This is a genomic window from Kribbella sp. NPDC006257, assembly GCF_040613535.1.
Classification (GTDB): Bacteria; Actinomycetota; Actinomycetes; order Propionibacteriales; family Kribbellaceae; genus Kribbella.
The window spans coordinates 48,943-65,148 of the sequence record NZ_JBEXSJ010000040.1; the positions used below are offsets into that span (position 1 = coordinate 48,943).

A 16,206-nucleotide genomic window follows, 5' to 3' on the forward strand; every position below is an offset into this window, starting at 1 on the left:
GAGGAACAGCTAGTTGGCAACGGTCACCGGAATCGACGCACTCGCCTGACTGACGTTGTTGACCTTGTCGGTCCCGACAACCACCAGTCGGTACGCCCCGTTGGCAGGTTGACCGTTCCAGGTCACGAGATAGCTTCCCGCAGCTGTGCTCGAGGAGCCGATCAACGTCCAGTTGGCGCTCGTGCACCCGCCGCTATAACCCACGCAGTAGTAGTACGAGACTGACTTCACACCAGACCCAGCACCGTCGTTCACACTGTCCGTCAGCGCAGCTCCGTTGCTCACGGCAACAGTGATGTTGAACGGCGCGGAAGCCGGCGTCGCAGTCAGTCCACTCGCCGACGCGGTCATCGTGAGACCAGTGGCTGCTGTGTTGATGATGACTCCGCTGAAGGTGGCGCGCCCGGAGCTATTGGTGGTCGCCGACGCACCGGAGTCGATCACGCCCGCAGACACCGCCAGAGTGACGGTGATTCCAGCAGTGGAGACAGCGTTGCCGCTCGAATCCTGCACCTGAACGCTGATCGCAGGAGCCAGCGGGGAGCCGGCGGTGCCGGTCGTCGGCGGAGCAGTGATGTACGCCAGCTTGGCCGCCGCCCCGACGGCCAGGATGACGGGCGCCGACGGTGAGCCGGCAGCTGCGTCCTTGGAGGTCGCAACACTGAAACTGCTCGCCGGGTACGAGCCCACGGGCGCATTGGTGATCCCTGCGATCGAGAGCGTGGCCGCGCTGTTCTTCGGATGGTCACAGGTGCCGCCCGCCAGCAGGATAGTGACGACGCTCCCGGTCGCCGAGGCCGTTGCCGAACAGTTCGCGAACCCGGTGTTGAGCGTCACCGCCGGAGTGCTCGGTACGGCGAACGCCGGATCGAAGGTCACCGTAACGGTGTTGCCGCCGGCGAGAATGCCCGCGCTGCCGTTGGCGGTGGCGAACCCGATCTGCCAGCTGGCCGTGGCACCGCCCGTCTGCGGCGTGCCGGCAAAGGTGACGCCGCTGGTCGCCGCGGACGCGACCGAACTGCCGATGATGCTGAGGGTGACACCGATCAGCGTCGTGAGGATGGCGCCGATCAGCCAGACCGCCTTGTTCTTCGAGGATCTCATCAGGAGTGTCCGTTCACTGTGGGCCGGGTGACTGTCGGTGGGGTGGTGTCCACGGTGATCAGGGTGGCGGCGCTGGGGGTGCTGGTGTTGCCTGCCGCGTCGGTGGCGACTGCGATCACGCGGTACGGGCCGTCTGCTGCGAGTGGTCCGTTGCTGGTGACGGGGAAGTTGGCGGCCGAGGATGATCCGATCAGGGTTCCGTTCGCGCTGGTGCAGGTGCCGGTGGAGCCGGCGCAGTAGTAATAGCTGACAGAGGCGACGCCGGAGTTGGTGTCGGTTGCGGCGTCGGTGAGGGTCACTGCCCCGTTGTTGACGAAGATGGGGTTGGTGCCGGAGGTGGTGGCCGCAGTGGCGCCTGGTGCGACGGCGGTTGGTGCAGTGACGTCGTACGTGACTGTGTTGTCGGTGCTGGTGGAGGCGGTGTTGCCTGCGCCTGCTGCGTCGTGTGCGGTGTTCGCCGCGATTGACACACTCACGGTGCCGGTGGCTGTCAGGCCGCTGACCGCAATGTTGTACGTCGTACCGCTGCCGGTGACGACTGCTGTCGCAGTACCGGGGGTGACGGTCACGTCCGAGCTCGTGAAGTCCGTGACCGCGGCGTTGAAGACTGCGGTGAAGTTGATCGGTGCGGTCTTGGTCGGGTCGGCTTGTGATGCTGCTTGGTTGACCGTGACTGCGGGCCTGGTGTTGTTGACGGTGACGTTCCCGCTCGGGGTGCTGGTGGCAGTCCAGCTGACGCGTACTGCTGTAACTGTGTAGTGGTAGGTCCCGTCTGCTACAGCGAGGTCGTTGCAGGACGTAGCAGTCACCGGTTGGGCAGGCGACGTGCCGCAGGCCGCGGAAGTTGAGTTGGTGCCGACGCGACTGACGTAGTACCCGGTCGCTTGGGTGGAAGCGGTCCAGGTGATGGAGACCGTTCCGCTGCCCGGTGTTGCCACGGCTGTGACATTTGTCGGTGCTGCCAGCGTGCCGGTCAGTGCGCTGCCTGTGCCGGCGCCGGATGTGGTCCAGAAGGCTAGGGCTACTCCGGTCGCTGTCAGCAGGACAACGGTGGTGGCGAGCAGGAGGAGTAGGCGTCTGCGGATCATGGTTCAGCTCCCCTGACCTGAGCCGGAGTAGGCGAGAGCGAGGGTGGCGCCCTTGCAGCCGTCCTGGTTCAGCGCTGTATTGAGCATTGACACCTGTGGGCGGGCGGACGTGCTGACGCCAAGGCTGGACAGCGAAGCACTGCCGTTGGCCGGCACTGTGAGTGGATAAGGACCGCTGTACTGCGTGACCGCGTAGTCCGCCGTCGTACACGGCTGGTTGTGTGCGATCGCGTACGCCGTCCGCGTCACCGTCTTCACCGTCACAGTCAGGTTGGTGACGGACAGCGGCTTCTTGTTCGGGTTGGCGAGCGTGAGATCCAGCGGGCGGGACAGTCCGGGCGCCAGGGCGCCAGGCAGGTTGCCCGAGATGGTGAACGGGTTGCCGGCCTTGGCGATGACCAAACCGACGCTCGCATAGGCGTACCGCGTGGTGCCACCCGGGTCCTTGCCGGAGCTCACCAGGTACAGGGTGAAGCTGCCGTCGGACGCGGTGGCGGGTGTGGTGATCTGCAGTGCCGAAGAATTCCCGGTCGTCGGATTCGGTGCGAACGTGGCCCGCGCTCCAGAAGGCAGGCCGCCCAGTACTGCGAATGTCACCGAGCCGGGGAAGTTCGTGCGCGCCAACTGGACCGTGAACACAGCGGTGGCGCCTGGTGCCATCGTGACCGACGCCGGTGTCGCGCTCATCGTCAAGGAGCTCGACAGGGGCTGATTCACCGTGAGGCCGGCGGTGACCGTGCCGTTCACGGTGCCGCTGACGCCCTTGACCGTGATCGTGCTCGAGGCGACCGGCGTACTCGATGTCGTGCTGATAGTCAGGGTCGACGTTCCGGTACTGCCGGAAGTCAACGTGACCGACGTCGGACTGAAGGCTGCCGAAGCTCCGCTGGGCAACCCGGTAGCGGTCAGCGTGACCTTGCCGGTGAAGCCGCTGGTCGAGGTGATCGCCACGGTGTAGGCGGCGGCTTGGCCGCGCGTGATGGACTGGCTGGCGGGTGAGATCCCGAGGGTGATGCCGGGCTTGGCAGGCTGTGCGGCGTACGCGATGCCTGCGGCGGTCAACAGCAACAGCAGCCCGGCGAGGACGAGCTTCGTGACGGTATTGGCAGACCGAAGGGCGGGAAACACTCGCCAGGGCGACATCTGCACCTCACTCCTTTCGGCTGACATGACACGTGGGCGGACGACGGACAACCGCGTTCACGGGCCGGGCGAGCTCCCCCCACCCGGCCCCGGGAACAGGCGATTCGAACTAGTTGCTGGCGTAGGCGAGGTGGACCGTCGCGCCCTTGCAGCCGTCCTGGTTGCTGGCCTTGTTGTTGAACTTCAACGTCGCACCGGTGAAGGTCGAGCTGCCACCGGCGACGATGTCGGATCCAATGGCCATCACCGGCGAGGCCAGCGTGTAGTCGGTCGCGTCACAGGAGCCGGCGCCGCCGGTCACGCTGCTGATGCTCACCGTGACGTTGTTGACGTACGCGCTGTTGGTTGCGTTGTTCGTGACGGTGCCGCTGATGGTCTGCGCGGAGTCGCCCGGGTAGAAGGCGTCGAACACGGTGGTCTGCGCGATTGCCAGGTTGCTAGCGCCGGCGGACGTGGTACCGGTACCGGAGCCGGAACCCGTGGTGCTCCAGTAGGCGAAGGCTGAGCCGGCGCCGATGACTACTACTGCGGCAGCCGCCACCATGATCTTCTTCTTGTTACGCATTGTGGTTCTCCTCTCCCCGTGAGGGGATCCGATCTGCGGTCCGGGCCGGACCGTCCTCACGAAGAGTGACAGTGATCACGCCACGTGCCTGTCGGCTGATCGGGTGGATTTGTCCGCCGATCGGGTTGTTCTCCTGACGGGCGATCGGTGGTACCGAAGGCGGGGAGGGCGCGAGTAGGGTTCAGCAGTGCCCTCTGAGCTCGAGCAAGCCGTCCTGTCAGCGGTCGACGACCAGCGGATCCTCGACGACCTGCAGGAACTGGTGCGGATTCCGAGCGTGGACGGGACCGCACCCGAGGTCGACGTCCAGGCCTGGTGTGCGGACCGGCTGCGCGGTCTCGGGCTGACCGTCGACCACTGGGAGATCGATCTGCCTGCCATCACTGCGGAGCCAGATTTTCCCGGCATGGAGGTCGAGCGGACCGAGGCCTGGGGCTGTGTGGCCACGCTGGGCGGTGACGCGACGCCTGGGCTGATCCTGAACGGCCACACGGATGTGGTGCCGACCGGTGATCCGGACCTCTGGCCGGACGGCGATCCGTTCTCGGCGCGGATCGCCGACGGGATCATGTGGGGCCGCGGGACCTGCGACATGAAGGCCGGCCTGGCAGCGATCATCGGCGCCGTCGCCGCGATCGCCACGGCCGGGGTCAGTCTGCGGAAACCGCTGGCCGTGCACACCGTGGTCGGTGAGGAGGACGGCGGCGTCGGCGCCTTCGCGACACTGCGGCGCGGTCACACCGGCGAGGCCTGCCTGATCGCCGAGCCGACCGCCGGCGGCGTGATCCCGGCGAACGCAGGCTCGCTGACCTTCCGGCTCGAACTCACCGGCCTCGCCACGCACGGCTCGACGAGGACCCGCGGCGTCAGCGCGATCGAGAAGTTCGAGCCGATCCACCACGCCCTGCAGGCGCTCGAGGCCGAGCGCAACCTCGACCCGCATCCACTCCTCAAGCACCTCGATCTGGCGAACCCACTCTCGGTCGGCACCCTCCAGGCCGGAGACTGGGCCAGCACGGTGCCCGACCTGCTCACCGCGGAAGGCCGGTACGGCGTACGGCTGGGCGAGCCTGTCGCCGAAGCGCGCGAAGCCTTCGAGCAAGCCGTCGCGGACGCGTGCGGCAAGGACGAGTGGCTCCGCGATCACCCGGTCAAGGTCACCTGGCCGGGTGGGATCTTCGCCTCCGGCCTGCTCCCTGAAGGCGACCCGCTGCTGGACGACATCCTCCGGGCAGCCGTCGATGCCGGAGCCCAGACTCCAGACGTCATAGGCGGTCCCTACGGGTCAGACCTCAGGCAGTACGCCGCGGCAGGCATCCCGACGCTGCAGTACGGCCCAGGTGATGTGCGTTTTGCCCACGCTGTGGATGAACACGTCCCGCTGGCCGAGGTACTGCACTGCGCCCGCGCCTACGCTCTGCTTGCTCTCCGGCGTTGCGCCTGACCTGATAGAACAGCTCCCATGGACCCGCTGCGTGGGCGCTCGACCGAGCTTGGGCGTTTGCTCGATGCGTTGCGGACCGCCCAGACCGGCAAGGCGTCGCTCACCGTCGTCACAGGCGAGCCAGGCATCGGCAAGTCAGCCCTGCTTCGGGCAGCGGTCGAGCAGGCGGAGCGGCAAGGCGTACTGGTCGCTACTGCGGCCGCGCACCAGACAGACGACATCAGCCCGCTCGCATCCCTCGCCCCAGCGTTGCGTGTCGGCCCAGAGCCGCTGATCAGCACAGAGCACTTCCTGGAGCTCGCTGCTCTCAACGGCCAGCCCCTGTGGCTGGCAGAGCGACTAGCTGACCTCATCAACCGCCGCCTGGACGGCGTCACCGCTCTAGTAGTCCTGGACGACGCCCAATGGGCCGACCCTCTCACCAGTTTCGTACTGCGCGTTGTCATCGCCCGCCTCTCCGAGTGCAACGTGATGTGGTTGCTGGCGACCAGGCCCACCCCAGGTGGCATGACTGACCAGCTAGTCGACGCAGTACGCGACCAGCTCCCCGTGCATGTCATCCAGCTCGCTCCGCTCAGCACCGAAGCGGTCCTGCAACTAGCAGCCGACCGGCTGAATGCCCCGGTCGACCCGAGCCTGTCGGTGCGCCTGAGCGGAGTACAGGGCGTTCCGTTCCTCGCCGAGCAGCTCATTGCCGGCCTGTACGACGACGCGCTTCCGGACGGCCTTGTCGAAGGCGTCCGGCGCAGAACAGCCAGTACTTCGGAGTTGTGCCGCGACCTGTTGCGTACTGCGGCTGTCTTCGGCAGTGAGTTCCGGCTGGAGGACGTTGCCGACCTGATGAAGGAGCCGATCGCCAAGCTGGCCGGTGCTCTCGACGAGGCGATCCGGGCTGGCCTGCTCACCGACGGCGGCGCCACGCTCGTCTTCCGGCACGAGTTGCTGCGGGCCGCAGTACTGGCTGATGTGCCGCCTTCTGCTCAGCGGGCACTGCATCGGGCAATCGCCAACCTGCTACTGGCCACCGGTCGAGGGGCGGCCGCAGCCGCACCACATCTGCTCGCCACAGCAGCACCTGGCGATGTGGAGGCGATTCAAACGCTTCGGGCTGCCGCGCAAGAGCTACTGGCCACCATGTCGATCACTGCGATCAAGGTGATCCAGCAGACGTTCGAGCTCACTCCTGTCGACCATCCGCTACGCAGCGAGGTCGGTGAGGACGTTGTCGCCGTCCTGCTGGCAGGCGGCCGGTACGACGACGCCAAGGCTTTTGCGGACGACCTGCTGAGCGGGAGCGTGCTCCTGCGCGGCCCGGTGACACCTGATCTCAAGGCCTCGGTCCGACTGCGGCTAGCCCCTCAGCAGTGGGCTACTGCTCAGCTGGACCCAGCGGAGCTCGCTATCGAAGGCGCTGCGACTCACCTGACCGAGCGGCTGGCGGCGTATCGAGTCCTGGCTGGTGTGGAGCATCCCTTCCAGACAGAGGATCCGGTGGCTCGCGCAGTACAGCTGCTGGCCGCAGGCGTGAACGCACAAGCCGACGGTCGCTACGGCGTCGCCCGCGACCACTACGCCCAAGCGCGGGTGACGCAGACTGCCGAGGTCGGCAGCCCGCCGTTCTTCCGCATCGAGCTGGTCGAGCTGTTCTGCCGGGCCCAGCTCGACGATCTCGACGGCGCACTCAAGCGCCTGGACGAAGTACTGACCGATGGCGAACCGTGGCTCGCCCCACGCGCATCCGTACTCCGAGCGCGGCTCCACTTGGCCGCAGGTCACCTGCTCGACGCCACCGATGCGGCCATGACCGCGCTCCGTTGGGCCATCCAGTTCCGTGACAGTGCTGCCGAGGCGGTTGCCCGTCAGGTTCTCGCACTCGCAGCGCTGTACAGAGGCCAGCTCTCGGATGCCCGTGAGCAGGGCGGCTCCGACGACGGGATCAGGGCGCTGCTGGCGATCGCGGACGGCGATACGAGCGCGGCTGCCCGGCTCCTCGTAGTACCGCTGGACTTTCCTGAGCGCACGGAACTACTGGTCCATGCGGCAGTCACAGATCCGGCCAGTGCCGAGCCGGCCCACGAGCTTCTCGCCGAACAGGCCGAGGCGACTCCGGCTGCGGGCTTCCGCGGCGCGGCTCAGCTGGTTGCCGCCTACAACCAGGGCGACCGGGACGGGCTGACGAAGGCGGTCGAGGTCTTGCGGGAGATCAACAGGCCGTTGCTGCTGGCAAGGGCCGAGGAGCTCTACGGCAAGGCTGAGCTGGAGCACGGCGAGCGTAGTACCGGGGTGGCGACGCTGGAGCGGGCACTGGACTCATACACCGCACAGGGAGCGACTAGTCCGGCTGCGAGGGTCCAGGCGGTGCTCCAGGCGGCCGGCGTACGCAGGCGGCGCTGGGCGGCGGTACAGCACCGGCCTGATACCGGGTGGGAGGCGCTGACCCCCATGGAGCGCCGGGTCGCACTGCTGGTCGCAGAGGGGCACACCAACCGGTCGGCGGCTGACGAGCTGGTGCTGTCGGCCAGTACGGTCGGGACTCATCTCCGGTCCGCATTCGGCAAGCTGGGGGTCAATTCGCGGGTCCAGCTCACCCGCTTGGTGCTCGAACGGTTCGCCTCTCCCCCAAACGCATGAGATTCGGGTGCACCTGCCGGTCCCTGACTCGCCAGGGCGCCTGACGAGTTCCGCTGTTCGGTCGATCCGCCGACTCCTGGTTCCGGGGTTTTCTTATGCCACCGAGAAACCCCCGCACACGAGATCGAGGAACAGACAATGACCGAGAACACCCCCACCGTCGTCCTGGTGCACGGCGCCTTCGCCGATGCGACCAGCTGGGCCGGCGTGGTCAGCGAACTCAAGAGCCGGGGCATCTCGGCCCTCGCCCTGGCCAACGAGCTGCGCGGCCCCGGGCTCGACGGCAGCCGGATCGCCGCCCAGGTCCGCGAGATCGACGGCCCGGTCGTCCTGGTCGGCCACTCCTACGGCGGCGCGGTGATCACCACGGCCGCGAACCAGGCCGACAACGTGGTCGGGCTGGTCTTCGTCGCCGCCTTCTCGCCGGACGAGGGCGAGAGCCTGCAGGACCTGCTCGGCTCCTTCCCGGCCAACGACTTCGCTTCCGGCCTGGTCCCGCACATGCTGCCGACCGGTGACGGTGGCGAGGAGCCGTGGCTCAGCATCGCCCTCGACGCCTACCCGAAGCTGTTCGCCGCCGATGTCGAAGGCAACGAGATCGGTGCCCGCACCCAGCGCCCGATCGCCGCTGCCGCGTTCGAGGAGAAGGCCGGCCCGGCCAGCTGGAAGCGGCTGCCGTCCTACACCCTGGTCGCCACCGGCGACGAGGCGATCCACCCCGACGGCCAGCGCAAGATGGCCGCCCGCAGCAACTCGACCACGATCGAGGTCGACGGTTCGCACGCCGTCGCCGTCTCCCAGCCCCAGGCCGTCGCGGCCTTCATCGCCACCGCAGTAGAAGGAGTTCAGTCATGATCCGCCGTCTCCTCGCCGTCGCCGCCGGCGCGGCCTTGCTCGCCACCGGTGCCACCACCGCAGCCGTTGCCCATGACAACGACCCGAAGCCGACCATCGTGCTCGTGCACGGCGCCTTCGCCGACGGCGCCAGCTGGGCCGAGGTCACCGAGCGGCTCCAGCGGGACGGGTACAAGGTCGTCGTACCGGCCAACCCGCTGCGCGGCGTCGCCAGCGACACCGAATATCTGACCGGCGTCCTGGCCGGCATCCCCGGTCCCAAGGTGCTCGTCGGTCACTCGTACGGCGGCGCGGTCATCACCGAACTTGCCGGGACGGCCGGGGTGAAGTCGCTCGTGTACGTCGCGGCCTTCATCCCGCAGGCCGGTGAGACGATCGGCGCTCTCAACGCCCAGTTCCCGGGCAGCGAGCTCGGTCCGGACACCACGAACGTCATCCCGTACGCCGGTGGCGCCGACCTGGTGGTCAAGCCGGAGTCGTTCCACGCGGTCTTCGACGCGGACCTCTCCAACCGGCAGTCCGCCGTCCTGGGTGCCTCGCAGCGTCCGGTCGCGGCCTCGGTCTTCGGTGAGACGGTCCTGAAGTCGGCGCCGGCCGACCTGCCGAAGTACGCGCTGATCCCGACCGGTGACAAGGCGATCGCGCCGGCCGCCGAGCAGTTCATGGCCGAGCGTGCCGGAGCCCACATCGTCAAGGTGAAGGGAGCCTCCCACCTGGTGGCGCTCTCCGAGCCGGGCACCGTCACCAAGCTGATCGAGAAGGCAGCGCGCTAAGTCGGGCGGAACTGGCCGCTCCGGGGAATACCTCCCCGGAGCGGCCAGTTGGCATTGGTCATGCGTATTGATGTGTGGTCCGACGTCGTCTGTCCGTGGTGCTACATCGGGAAGCGGCGGCTCGAAGAGGCCCTGGCCGAGTCCGGCGAGCAGGCGGAGATCGTCTGGCACAGTTTCCAGCTCGACCCGTCGTCGCGTAACGACGACGAGCGTGATCTGCCGACCCGGCTGGGTGCCAAGTACGGCGGTGGCCGGGAGTTCGGGCTGAAGGCGAACGCCCACGTGACCGGCGTCGCCGCCGAGGCCGGAATCGAGTTCCACCTGGACCAGGCGAAGGCGGTGAACACTGTCGACGCACACCGGGTGCTGCACCTGGCCCGCGAACTGGCCGAGGCCGGCGAGGTCCCGGCCGACACGCAGGGCCGGCTCAAGGAGCGGTACCTGCGCGGCTACTTCACCGAGGGGCTGCCGATGGGCGACCACGCGACGCTGACCCGCCTCGCCGTCGAGGTCGGCCTCCCCGGAGTACGGGTGTCCGAAGTGCTTGCCGGTACGGCGTACGCGGATGATGTTGAAGCCGATCAGGCCCAGGCGCTCGCCTACGGCGCCAACGGCGTGCCGTTCTTCGTGATCGACCAGAAGTACGGCGTGAGCGGGGCACAGCCGGTCGAGGTGTTCCGCGAGGGGCTCCGGCGCGCCCGGGCGGACCGGCAGCCGGTGACGCTGATCACGGCTCCCGGTGGGGCCGACGCGGAGGCGTGCGGACCGGACGGCTGCCCGATTTAAGAGTGGGTACAAGACACACCGGGACACCCTGGTGTGCCGTTCAGGTTGCCGGACGAGGTAAGAAGGAGCCATGACTGTCGTGCGTGCGCTGGCCAGGCCGTTGCTGTCGACCATCTTCATCGTGCAGGGCGCGAAGTCGGTCCGCTCTCCCGAGCCGTTCGTGGCGAAGGCGCAGCCGGTGACCGATCGCTTCGTGCCGCTGATCAAGCGGGCCACACCGGCCCAGATCGGCGACCGGCTCCCGGACAGCACGGAGAACCTCATCCGGCTGAACGGTGCGGCCCAGGTGCTGGGCGGCCTCGCGCTGGCGACCGGCCGGGGCCGGCGGCTGGGTGCCGTGGTGCTCGCCGCGTCGCTGGTGCCGACGACGCTCGCCGGGCACAGCTTCTGGCAGGAGACCGACAAGACCGCCAAGGGTGCCCAGAAGATCCAGTTCATGAAGAACCTGGGGCTGATGGGTGGGCTGCTGCTCGCCGCCGTCGACACCGAGGGCAAGCCGGGCGTCGCCTGGCGGGCCTCGCACGGCGCGAAGGCGGCCAAGCGGGAGACGAAGCGCGCGGGCAGGCTCGCCAAGCGCGAGACCAAGCAGTTCGCCCGCACTGCCCGTCGCGAGGCCAACCTGGCCGCCCACGCAGCCAAAGCCGAACTCCCCTTCGGCTGACTGACGATAGGCTCAGGGTGCTAATACCTGAGCCTAAGGAGTCAGATGGGGAACACCGAGGGGTGGCCGGCGCCGCGCCCGCACGGAGCGGTCAACGGACAGGTCACCGTGCCTGGGTCGAAGTCGATCAGCAATCGGGCTCTGATCCTCGCTGCGATCTCTGACGGCCCGTCGACGCTCTCCGGACTGCTGGCTGCCCGCGACACCTCGCTGATGCGCTCCGCCCTGGTAGCCCTCGGCGTCGGCATCAGCGAGCGCGATGGCCTCGTCACGGTGACACCAGGCTCGCTGAAAGGGCCCGCCTCGGTCGACTGCGGCCTGGCCGGCACCGTGATGCGGTTCGTGCCACCGGTGGCCGCGCTGGCCGACGGCGTCGTCTCCTTCGACGGTGACCTCTACGCCCGCGAGCGCCCGATGGACGTCATCCTCGGCGCATTGCGCACCCTCGGCGTACAGATCGACGACCAAGGCACCGGACGGATGCCGTACGCCGTCAACGGGTCGGGCTCGGTGCGCGGCGGCAAGGTGACGCTGGATGCCTCCGGCTCCAGCCAGTTCGTCTCCGCGTTGCTGCTCGCCGGCGCCCGGTACGACGAGGGCGTGGATCTGCGCCACGACGGCAAACCCGTCCCGTCCCAGCCGCACCTCGACATGTCGGTCGCGATGCTGCGCGAACGCGGCGTCCAGGTCGACGACAGCGAACCGAACCGTTGGGTCGTTGCCCCCGGCCCCATTCGGGCACTGGACACGGCGATCGAGCCGGACCTGTCGAACGCGGCGCCGTTCCTGGCCGCTGCCGTCGTCACCGGTGGATCGGTGACCGTGACCGGGTGGCCTGTCTCAACCACGCAACCGGGTGGGCAACTGCCGGAGATCTTCTCCCGCTTCGGTGCCGAGGTGTCGCTCGGCGCGGACGGCCTGACGGTGCGCGGGACCGGCCGGATCGCCGGTGTCGACCTCGACCTGAGCGAGGTCGGCGAGCTCACGCCGGTGCTCGCGGCCATCGCGGTGCTCGCCGACGGACCGTCGTACCTGCGGGGGATCGCCCACCTGCGCAACCACGAGACGGACCGGCTGGCGGCACTGGAGACCGAGTTCAACGCGCTCGGCGGCGACGTCAACCAAACCGCCGACGGGCTGGAGATCCGGCCGAAACCCTTGCACGGTGGGCTTTTCGGCACTTACCACGATCATCGGATGGCGCATGCGGCCGCGGTGGTCGGGCTCGCCGTCGACGGCGTGGCGATCGAGAACATCGGTACCACGGCCAAGACGATGCCCGAGTTCCCGGATCTCTGGTCGGCGCTGGTGAGCTGATGTCGCGGTACGACGAGGAAGCCAAGTACGACCGGCCGAAGCGCCGGACCAGGCCGAGGACGAAGGACCGCCCGGCGTACGACGACGCCGTCACCGGCTTCGTGATCACCCGCGACCGGGGCCGGTACACCTGCTGGGTCGGTGAGAGCGACCGGGTCGTGACGGCGATGAAGGCGCGCCAGCTCGGCCGCAAGGGCGTGATCGTCGGCGACCTGGTGAAGCTCGACGGCGACGCCAGCGGCGACGAGGGCACGCTGGCCCGGATCGTCGAGGTGCTCCCCCGCCAGACCCTGCTGCGACGCAGCGCGGACGACGACGACCCGGTCGAGCGCCCGCTGGTGGCGAACGCGGATCAGCTGGTGATCGTGGTCTCGGTGGCGAACCCGGAGCCGCGGACCAGGCTGATCGACCGGTTCCTCGTCGCGGCCTACGACGCCGGCATGCGACCGCTGCTCTGCCTGACGAAGACCGATCTCGCGGACCCGGATCACCTGCTGTCGATCTACCGGCCGCTCGGCGTCGAGTCGGTCGCCACCCAGCGCGACGGGGACTACAGCGAGCTCCGCGAACAGCTCCTCGACCGGACGAGTGTGCTGGTCGGACACTCCGGCGTCGGCAAGTCGACGCTGGTGAACGGGCTCGTGCCGGGAACCAACCGGGCGATCGGCGTGGTCAACGACAACACCGGCCGCGGCCGCCACACCTCGGTCAGCGCCCTGCTCCTCCGGCTGCCCGAAGGCGGCTGGATCGTCGACACCCCCGGCATCCGGTCCTTCGGCCTGGCGCACGTCCAGCCGGACCAGCTGATCAACGCGTTCCCCGACCTCGCAGCCGAAACCAGAGACTGCCCCCGCGGCTGCACCCACTCCGAGTCCGAACCGAACTGCGCCCTGGACGAAGCCGTCACCGAAGCCCGGGTAGACCCCGAACGCGTCGCCTCCTTCCGAAGACTCCTAGCCAGCCGAGAAGGCCGAGACGTCGAGACTTCGTAGTACGGACAGCTCTAAGGGAATAGAACAACAGAAAAGACAAGAAATAGCGAGGGTTATTCAGAAGCTCTGAATAACCCCAATAAAGAGTAGAAGGGTTCCTGGCGGGCGCCGGCTGGCTGCGGGCCATTCAGACGCGCGTCGCGTCGGAGACGCGACGGAGTCGATCCAGCCACCATTTGGTCCGTGCAGAATCGTTCTGCCGGAACTCTTCCAGGAGGCGCGGGGCTGGAACGGGCTTCGTTGTAGGTACCTCGATGAATCCATTCGACGGACGGAGGGAGGTTGCCTCCTCGACTACGTCGCCTGTAAGCAGGGCGAGAGTGTGGAGTCCACAGGCGTAGTCCATTTCGGGTAGGGACGATGCAAGCGCCACGCCGGCGGCCACGTCAACGCTGGTACCGAGCGTTGACGTGACGACGCATGGCAGGCCGGCCGCCTCAGCGACCTCGAGGGAGCGTCGCACGCCGCCCAAGGGTCCAGGCTTGATGATCGCAATGTCTGCTGCGCCCGCTAGTGCGACCTTCAGTGGGTCGTCTGCCCTCCGAATGGACTCGTCGGCGGCGATCATCACGTCGACCTGGCGACGAACGGCCGCAAGTTCCTCGACAGTTGTGCAGGGTTGCTCGACGTACTCCAAACCGCCGGCCGCGGCGTCGATCTGTTTGATGTTCCGCACTGCTGTGTCGACGTCCCAGAGACAGTTGGCATCAATCCGGATCGCTCCGCCGGAGCCGAGAGCATCTCGAACTGCCTCGACGCGAGCGATGTCTTCGCTCAGCGAATCGGGATGATCGGCGACCTTGACTTTGGCCGTGTTGCATCCGGACGCAAGGACGATCTGCCGCGCCTTCTCAGCCTCGACAGCTGGCACGGTGCAGTTGACTGGAATACGGCTTCGCACTGAAGCCGGCCAGTCGGTGTTGGCTTGTTCGAGTGCTGCCTGGAGCCAGGGAATCGACTCGATGTCGTCGTACTCGACGAACGGGCAGAACTCTCCCCAGCCGTGTGATCCCTCGATAAGGACACCCTCGCGTGCGGCGATCCCACGGAATCTGGATCGCATGGGAATCGAGTAGACCACTGCGTTCTGGAGGTCGACATCGATGGAGGTCATGCGTGAGCGTCCTCATTTCCTGGTTGCTGGTGCGCCAGGTAGGCGGTGATCTCGGCGTCCAGAGTAACGAGATGTATGGACTTCATCTTGATCGGCTGCACTTGGCGATGCAACGTTCGGATCCGGTCGACAGCGCGACTGGAGCTGATCCGGGCCGCAGTACGAACAGCGTCTAATCCCATCGAGGTCGCGCGATCGTAGTCATGGGCGACGAGGTGCGTAGTTGCAAGGTCGGTTTGGACGAAGCAGCGGCTCCGAGCGCGCCACGGCTCGTAGCTTTCGAGTGCGTGGTTGATCAACCGCTCCGCGTTCGTGCTCTCGCCTGTGTCTCGCAGGCATCGGCCCAGATCAGCAAGCAACTCTGCCTCGGTGTAGAAGGCGAGCCATGATGGCTCGTTATCCGGTACTGAGCGCTCGAAGGCCTTCTCCGCCTTGTGAACGGTCATCCGGGTCTGACGAGCGTCGCCTAGCAATGCGTGGCCTCGCGCCTCAATGGCACAGAGGAGTCCTGAGAGGACGGGTGTTAGGCGATCGTTGGCAAGAGATTGTGCCGCGCGGGCCAGGGCTATTGCATGGCGACCGTTGGATATCCGCTCGACCTCGCTTGTCGCGCTGTGGCCGATATGGATCGTCATCCGGCTCATGTATCCGAGGATGTTGGCGGCGTACTGAGTGTCGCCCGCGGAGAGCGCGAGATTCAGAGTCTGGATGTAGTAACGCTGTGCGAGAGCGTGGCGCCCGACGTCGGCGGACATCGACCCGGCCAGCCATGAGGTTTGGGCGACCACCCGCAGTAGGGCACTCCCGACCTTTGCCGAGTAGGAGCCCTTGAGAAGATTCGTGGCTTCGGAGTTGAGCAGCCGGACTCCCTGCTCGCGGACTCGTCCGGAGCCATAGCGGTGATCCAGGCGCCATAGATGATCGAAATGCTCTTGAAGAATCTCGACGTCGGATTGGCCGATTCGCCGACCGTGGGCCTGCTCAGTGATCTGGGCAGGAGGCACCGTCATTGCGAATAGCGCTGGTTCCGCGAACGCTGCCGCACTGAAAGTGGTGCCGAGTAGGAAATTTCGACGATTCATGTCCCTATCCGAAAGCGAGACAACGGAACGGACTGTCTCGTGCATCGAATCAGCACTCTGGAGCCCGTCGTATGGATCTCTCTCGATCGGGCCTTGATCGACGAATCCGCACTCGCTCACTGTGACGTCGCGTCCAAGATGGTGGGTCAAGGCTTTGGCGACTAGTCGAGGAACCGGCCAACGCGGCTGAGCCCCAGTCAACATCCGCTGAACAGACGTAGGCGTCGTCCCGAGATGGACGCCCTCCTTGGCGCCCAGGCGGATTACGTCCCTGCTCAAGGCCGCATTGCTCAAGCCGGCGTCATCCAACAAAGACCGAAGCGATGTATTCCCCGTGCTCGTCATCTCGATCGCAGCTCCGTGTTCGACAGATCGCCCACGGTAGTTGATTCTTCCCCACCCTTGCACAGCCCGCACCCTAGCGCCGCAAGTGAGACCCCAGTGAGACCCCTGGTACCCAAGTGACGACGCTGGGTAAGGGCTAGGACTTCCCGGCCGCCCACTTTCGCTCTTCGATAGAGCGAACGCAGGCAACTTGGCAAGGGAGGACGGCTGCAGTGGATTCAGTATTGGAGCCCACGTTGAACACGAGTCTCCGAACCTTGGTGACTGTCCCCTTGCCTTTTGACCAAGGACCGGCGCGATCGACAA

Annotated in this window: 14 protein-coding genes; 8 read left to right on the forward strand and 6 right to left on the reverse strand. The window is 67.0% G+C overall.

Translation table 11 applies throughout. The features are described 5' to 3' along the window. Nucleotides 1-9: 9 nt before the first annotated feature. The 4 genes from ABZ004_RS34090 to ABZ004_RS34105 all read right to left on the reverse strand — a co-directional run bounded on the left by ABZ004_RS34090 (nt 10) and on the right by ABZ004_RS34105 (nt 3,900). The gene (locus tag ABZ004_RS34090; protein WP_355685483.1) at nt 10-1,104 is read right to left on the reverse strand and encodes a hypothetical protein; all 1,095 of its coding nucleotides are present in this window, start codon (nt 1,102-1,104) and stop codon (nt 10-12) included. Next, nucleotides 1,104-2,192, reverse strand: coding sequence for an Ig-like domain-containing protein (locus ABZ004_RS34095; RefSeq protein ID WP_355685485.1), 1,089 nt, complete (start codon nt 2,190-2,192; stop codon nt 1,104-1,106). The genes ABZ004_RS34090 and ABZ004_RS34095 overlap by 1 nt, the downstream gene beginning before the upstream one ends. Before the next feature lie 3 nt (nt 2,193-2,195). After that, nucleotides 2,196-3,335 carry a hypothetical protein gene (locus ABZ004_RS34100; RefSeq protein WP_355685487.1) on the reverse strand — a complete coding sequence of 380 codons (1,140 nt, stop codon included), beginning with the start codon at nt 3,333-3,335 and terminating at the stop codon, nt 2,196-2,198. A 109-nt stretch (nt 3,336-3,444) separates the two neighbouring features. Beyond that, nucleotides 3,445-3,900, reverse strand: a complete 456-nt coding sequence (locus ABZ004_RS34105; protein WP_355685489.1) for a hypothetical protein — start codon at nt 3,898-3,900, stop codon at nt 3,445-3,447. Between the two features lie 187 nt (nt 3,901-4,087). On the opposite strand from ABZ004_RS34105, the gene ABZ004_RS34110 reads away from it, so the two are divergent. The 8 genes from ABZ004_RS34110 to rsgA all read left to right on the forward strand — a co-directional run bounded on the left by ABZ004_RS34110 (nt 4,088) and on the right by rsgA (nt 13,359). Next, nucleotides 4,088-5,344: an ArgE/DapE family deacylase gene (locus ABZ004_RS34110; RefSeq protein WP_355685491.1), complete on the forward strand. Its 1,257-nt coding sequence runs from the start codon at nt 4,088-4,090 to the stop codon at nt 5,342-5,344. Between the two features lie 18 nt (nt 5,345-5,362). After that, nucleotides 5,363-7,975, forward strand: coding sequence for an AAA family ATPase (locus tag ABZ004_RS34115; protein WP_355685493.1), 2,613 nt, complete (start codon nt 5,363-5,365; stop codon nt 7,973-7,975). A 138-nt stretch (nt 7,976-8,113) separates the two neighbouring features. Beyond that, entirely contained in the window at nt 8,114-8,830 is a 717-nt protein-coding gene (locus ABZ004_RS34120; protein WP_355685495.1) for an alpha/beta hydrolase, read from the forward strand. Next, the gene (locus ABZ004_RS34125; RefSeq protein WP_355685496.1) at nt 8,827-9,603 is read left to right on the forward strand and encodes an alpha/beta hydrolase; all 777 of its coding nucleotides are present in this window, start codon (nt 8,827-8,829) and stop codon (nt 9,601-9,603) included. The genes ABZ004_RS34120 and ABZ004_RS34125 overlap by 4 nt, the downstream gene beginning before the upstream one ends. A gap of 60 nt (nt 9,604-9,663) precedes the next feature. Continuing rightward, nucleotides 9,664-10,389 carry a DsbA family oxidoreductase gene (locus tag ABZ004_RS34130; RefSeq protein WP_355685498.1) on the forward strand — a complete coding sequence of 242 codons (726 nt, stop codon included), beginning with the start codon at nt 9,664-9,666 and terminating at the stop codon, nt 10,387-10,389. Between the two features lie 70 nt (nt 10,390-10,459). Beyond that, entirely contained in the window at nt 10,460-11,050 is a 591-nt protein-coding gene (locus tag ABZ004_RS34135; RefSeq protein ID WP_355685500.1) for a DoxX family protein, read from the forward strand. Nucleotides 11,051-11,095: 45 nt separating this feature from the next. Then, nucleotides 11,096-12,367 (forward strand): 3-phosphoshikimate 1-carboxyvinyltransferase, encoded by a 1,272-nt coding sequence (gene aroA / locus ABZ004_RS34140; RefSeq protein ID WP_355685502.1) that lies wholly within the window; start codon nt 11,096-11,098, stop codon nt 12,365-12,367. Further along, complete coding sequence (rsgA, locus tag ABZ004_RS34145) at nt 12,367-13,359, forward strand: ribosome small subunit-dependent GTPase A (RefSeq protein ID WP_355685503.1); 993 nt, start codon at nt 12,367-12,369, stop codon at nt 13,357-13,359. The genes aroA and rsgA overlap by 1 nt, the downstream gene beginning before the upstream one ends. A 127-nt stretch (nt 13,360-13,486) precedes the next feature. On the opposite strand, the gene ABZ004_RS34150 is transcribed toward rsgA, so the two are convergent. Next, a complete protein-coding gene (locus ABZ004_RS34150) occupies nt 13,487-14,473 on the reverse strand; it encodes an o-succinylbenzoate synthase (RefSeq protein WP_355685505.1) in 987 nt (328 codons plus the stop codon). Then, complete coding sequence (locus ABZ004_RS34155) at nt 14,470-15,555, reverse strand: hypothetical protein (RefSeq protein ID WP_355685506.1); 1,086 nt, start codon at nt 15,553-15,555, stop codon at nt 14,470-14,472. Before ABZ004_RS34155 ends, ABZ004_RS34150 begins: the two co-directional genes overlap by 4 nt. Between the last annotated feature and the right edge of the window lie 651 nt (nt 15,556-16,206).

Bases quoted from the DNA above. Each gene is read 5' to 3' on its own strand.
- ABZ004_RS34130 (WP_355685498.1), top strand. From the start codon at position 9,664: ATGCGTATTGATGTGTGGTCCGACGTCGTCTGTCCGTGGTGCTACATC.
- aroA (WP_355685502.1), top strand. From the start codon at position 11,096: ATGGGGAACACCGAGGGGTGGCCGGCGCCGCGCCCGCACGGAGCGGTC.
- ABZ004_RS34150 (WP_355685505.1), bottom strand. From the start codon at position 14,473: ATGACCTCCATCGATGTCGACCTCCAGAACGCAGTGGTCTACTCGATT.
- ABZ004_RS34115 (WP_355685493.1), top strand. From the start codon at position 5,363: ATGGACCCGCTGCGTGGGCGCTCGACCGAGCTTGGGCGTTTGCTCGAT.
- ABZ004_RS34155 (WP_355685506.1), bottom strand. From the start codon at position 15,555: ATGAATCGTCGAAATTTCCTACTCGGCACCACTTTCAGTGCGGCAGCG.
- ABZ004_RS34120 (WP_355685495.1), top strand. From the start codon at position 8,114: ATGACCGAGAACACCCCCACCGTCGTCCTGGTGCACGGCGCCTTCGCC.
- ABZ004_RS34090 (WP_355685483.1), bottom strand. From the start codon at position 1,104: ATGAGATCCTCGAAGAACAAGGCGGTCTGGCTGATCGGCGCCATCCTC.
- ABZ004_RS34095 (WP_355685485.1), bottom strand. From the start codon at position 2,192: ATGATCCGCAGACGCCTACTCCTCCTGCTCGCCACCACCGTTGTCCTG.
- ABZ004_RS34105 (WP_355685489.1), bottom strand. From the start codon at position 3,900: ATGCGTAACAAGAAGAAGATCATGGTGGCGGCTGCCGCAGTAGTAGTC.
- ABZ004_RS34135 (WP_355685500.1), top strand. From the start codon at position 10,460: ATGACTGTCGTGCGTGCGCTGGCCAGGCCGTTGCTGTCGACCATCTTC.
- ABZ004_RS34100 (WP_355685487.1), bottom strand. From the start codon at position 3,335: ATGTCGCCCTGGCGAGTGTTTCCCGCCCTTCGGTCTGCCAATACCGTC.
- rsgA (WP_355685503.1), top strand. From the start codon at position 12,367: ATGTCGCGGTACGACGAGGAAGCCAAGTACGACCGGCCGAAGCGCCGG.
- ABZ004_RS34125 (WP_355685496.1), top strand. From the start codon at position 8,827: ATGATCCGCCGTCTCCTCGCCGTCGCCGCCGGCGCGGCCTTGCTCGCC.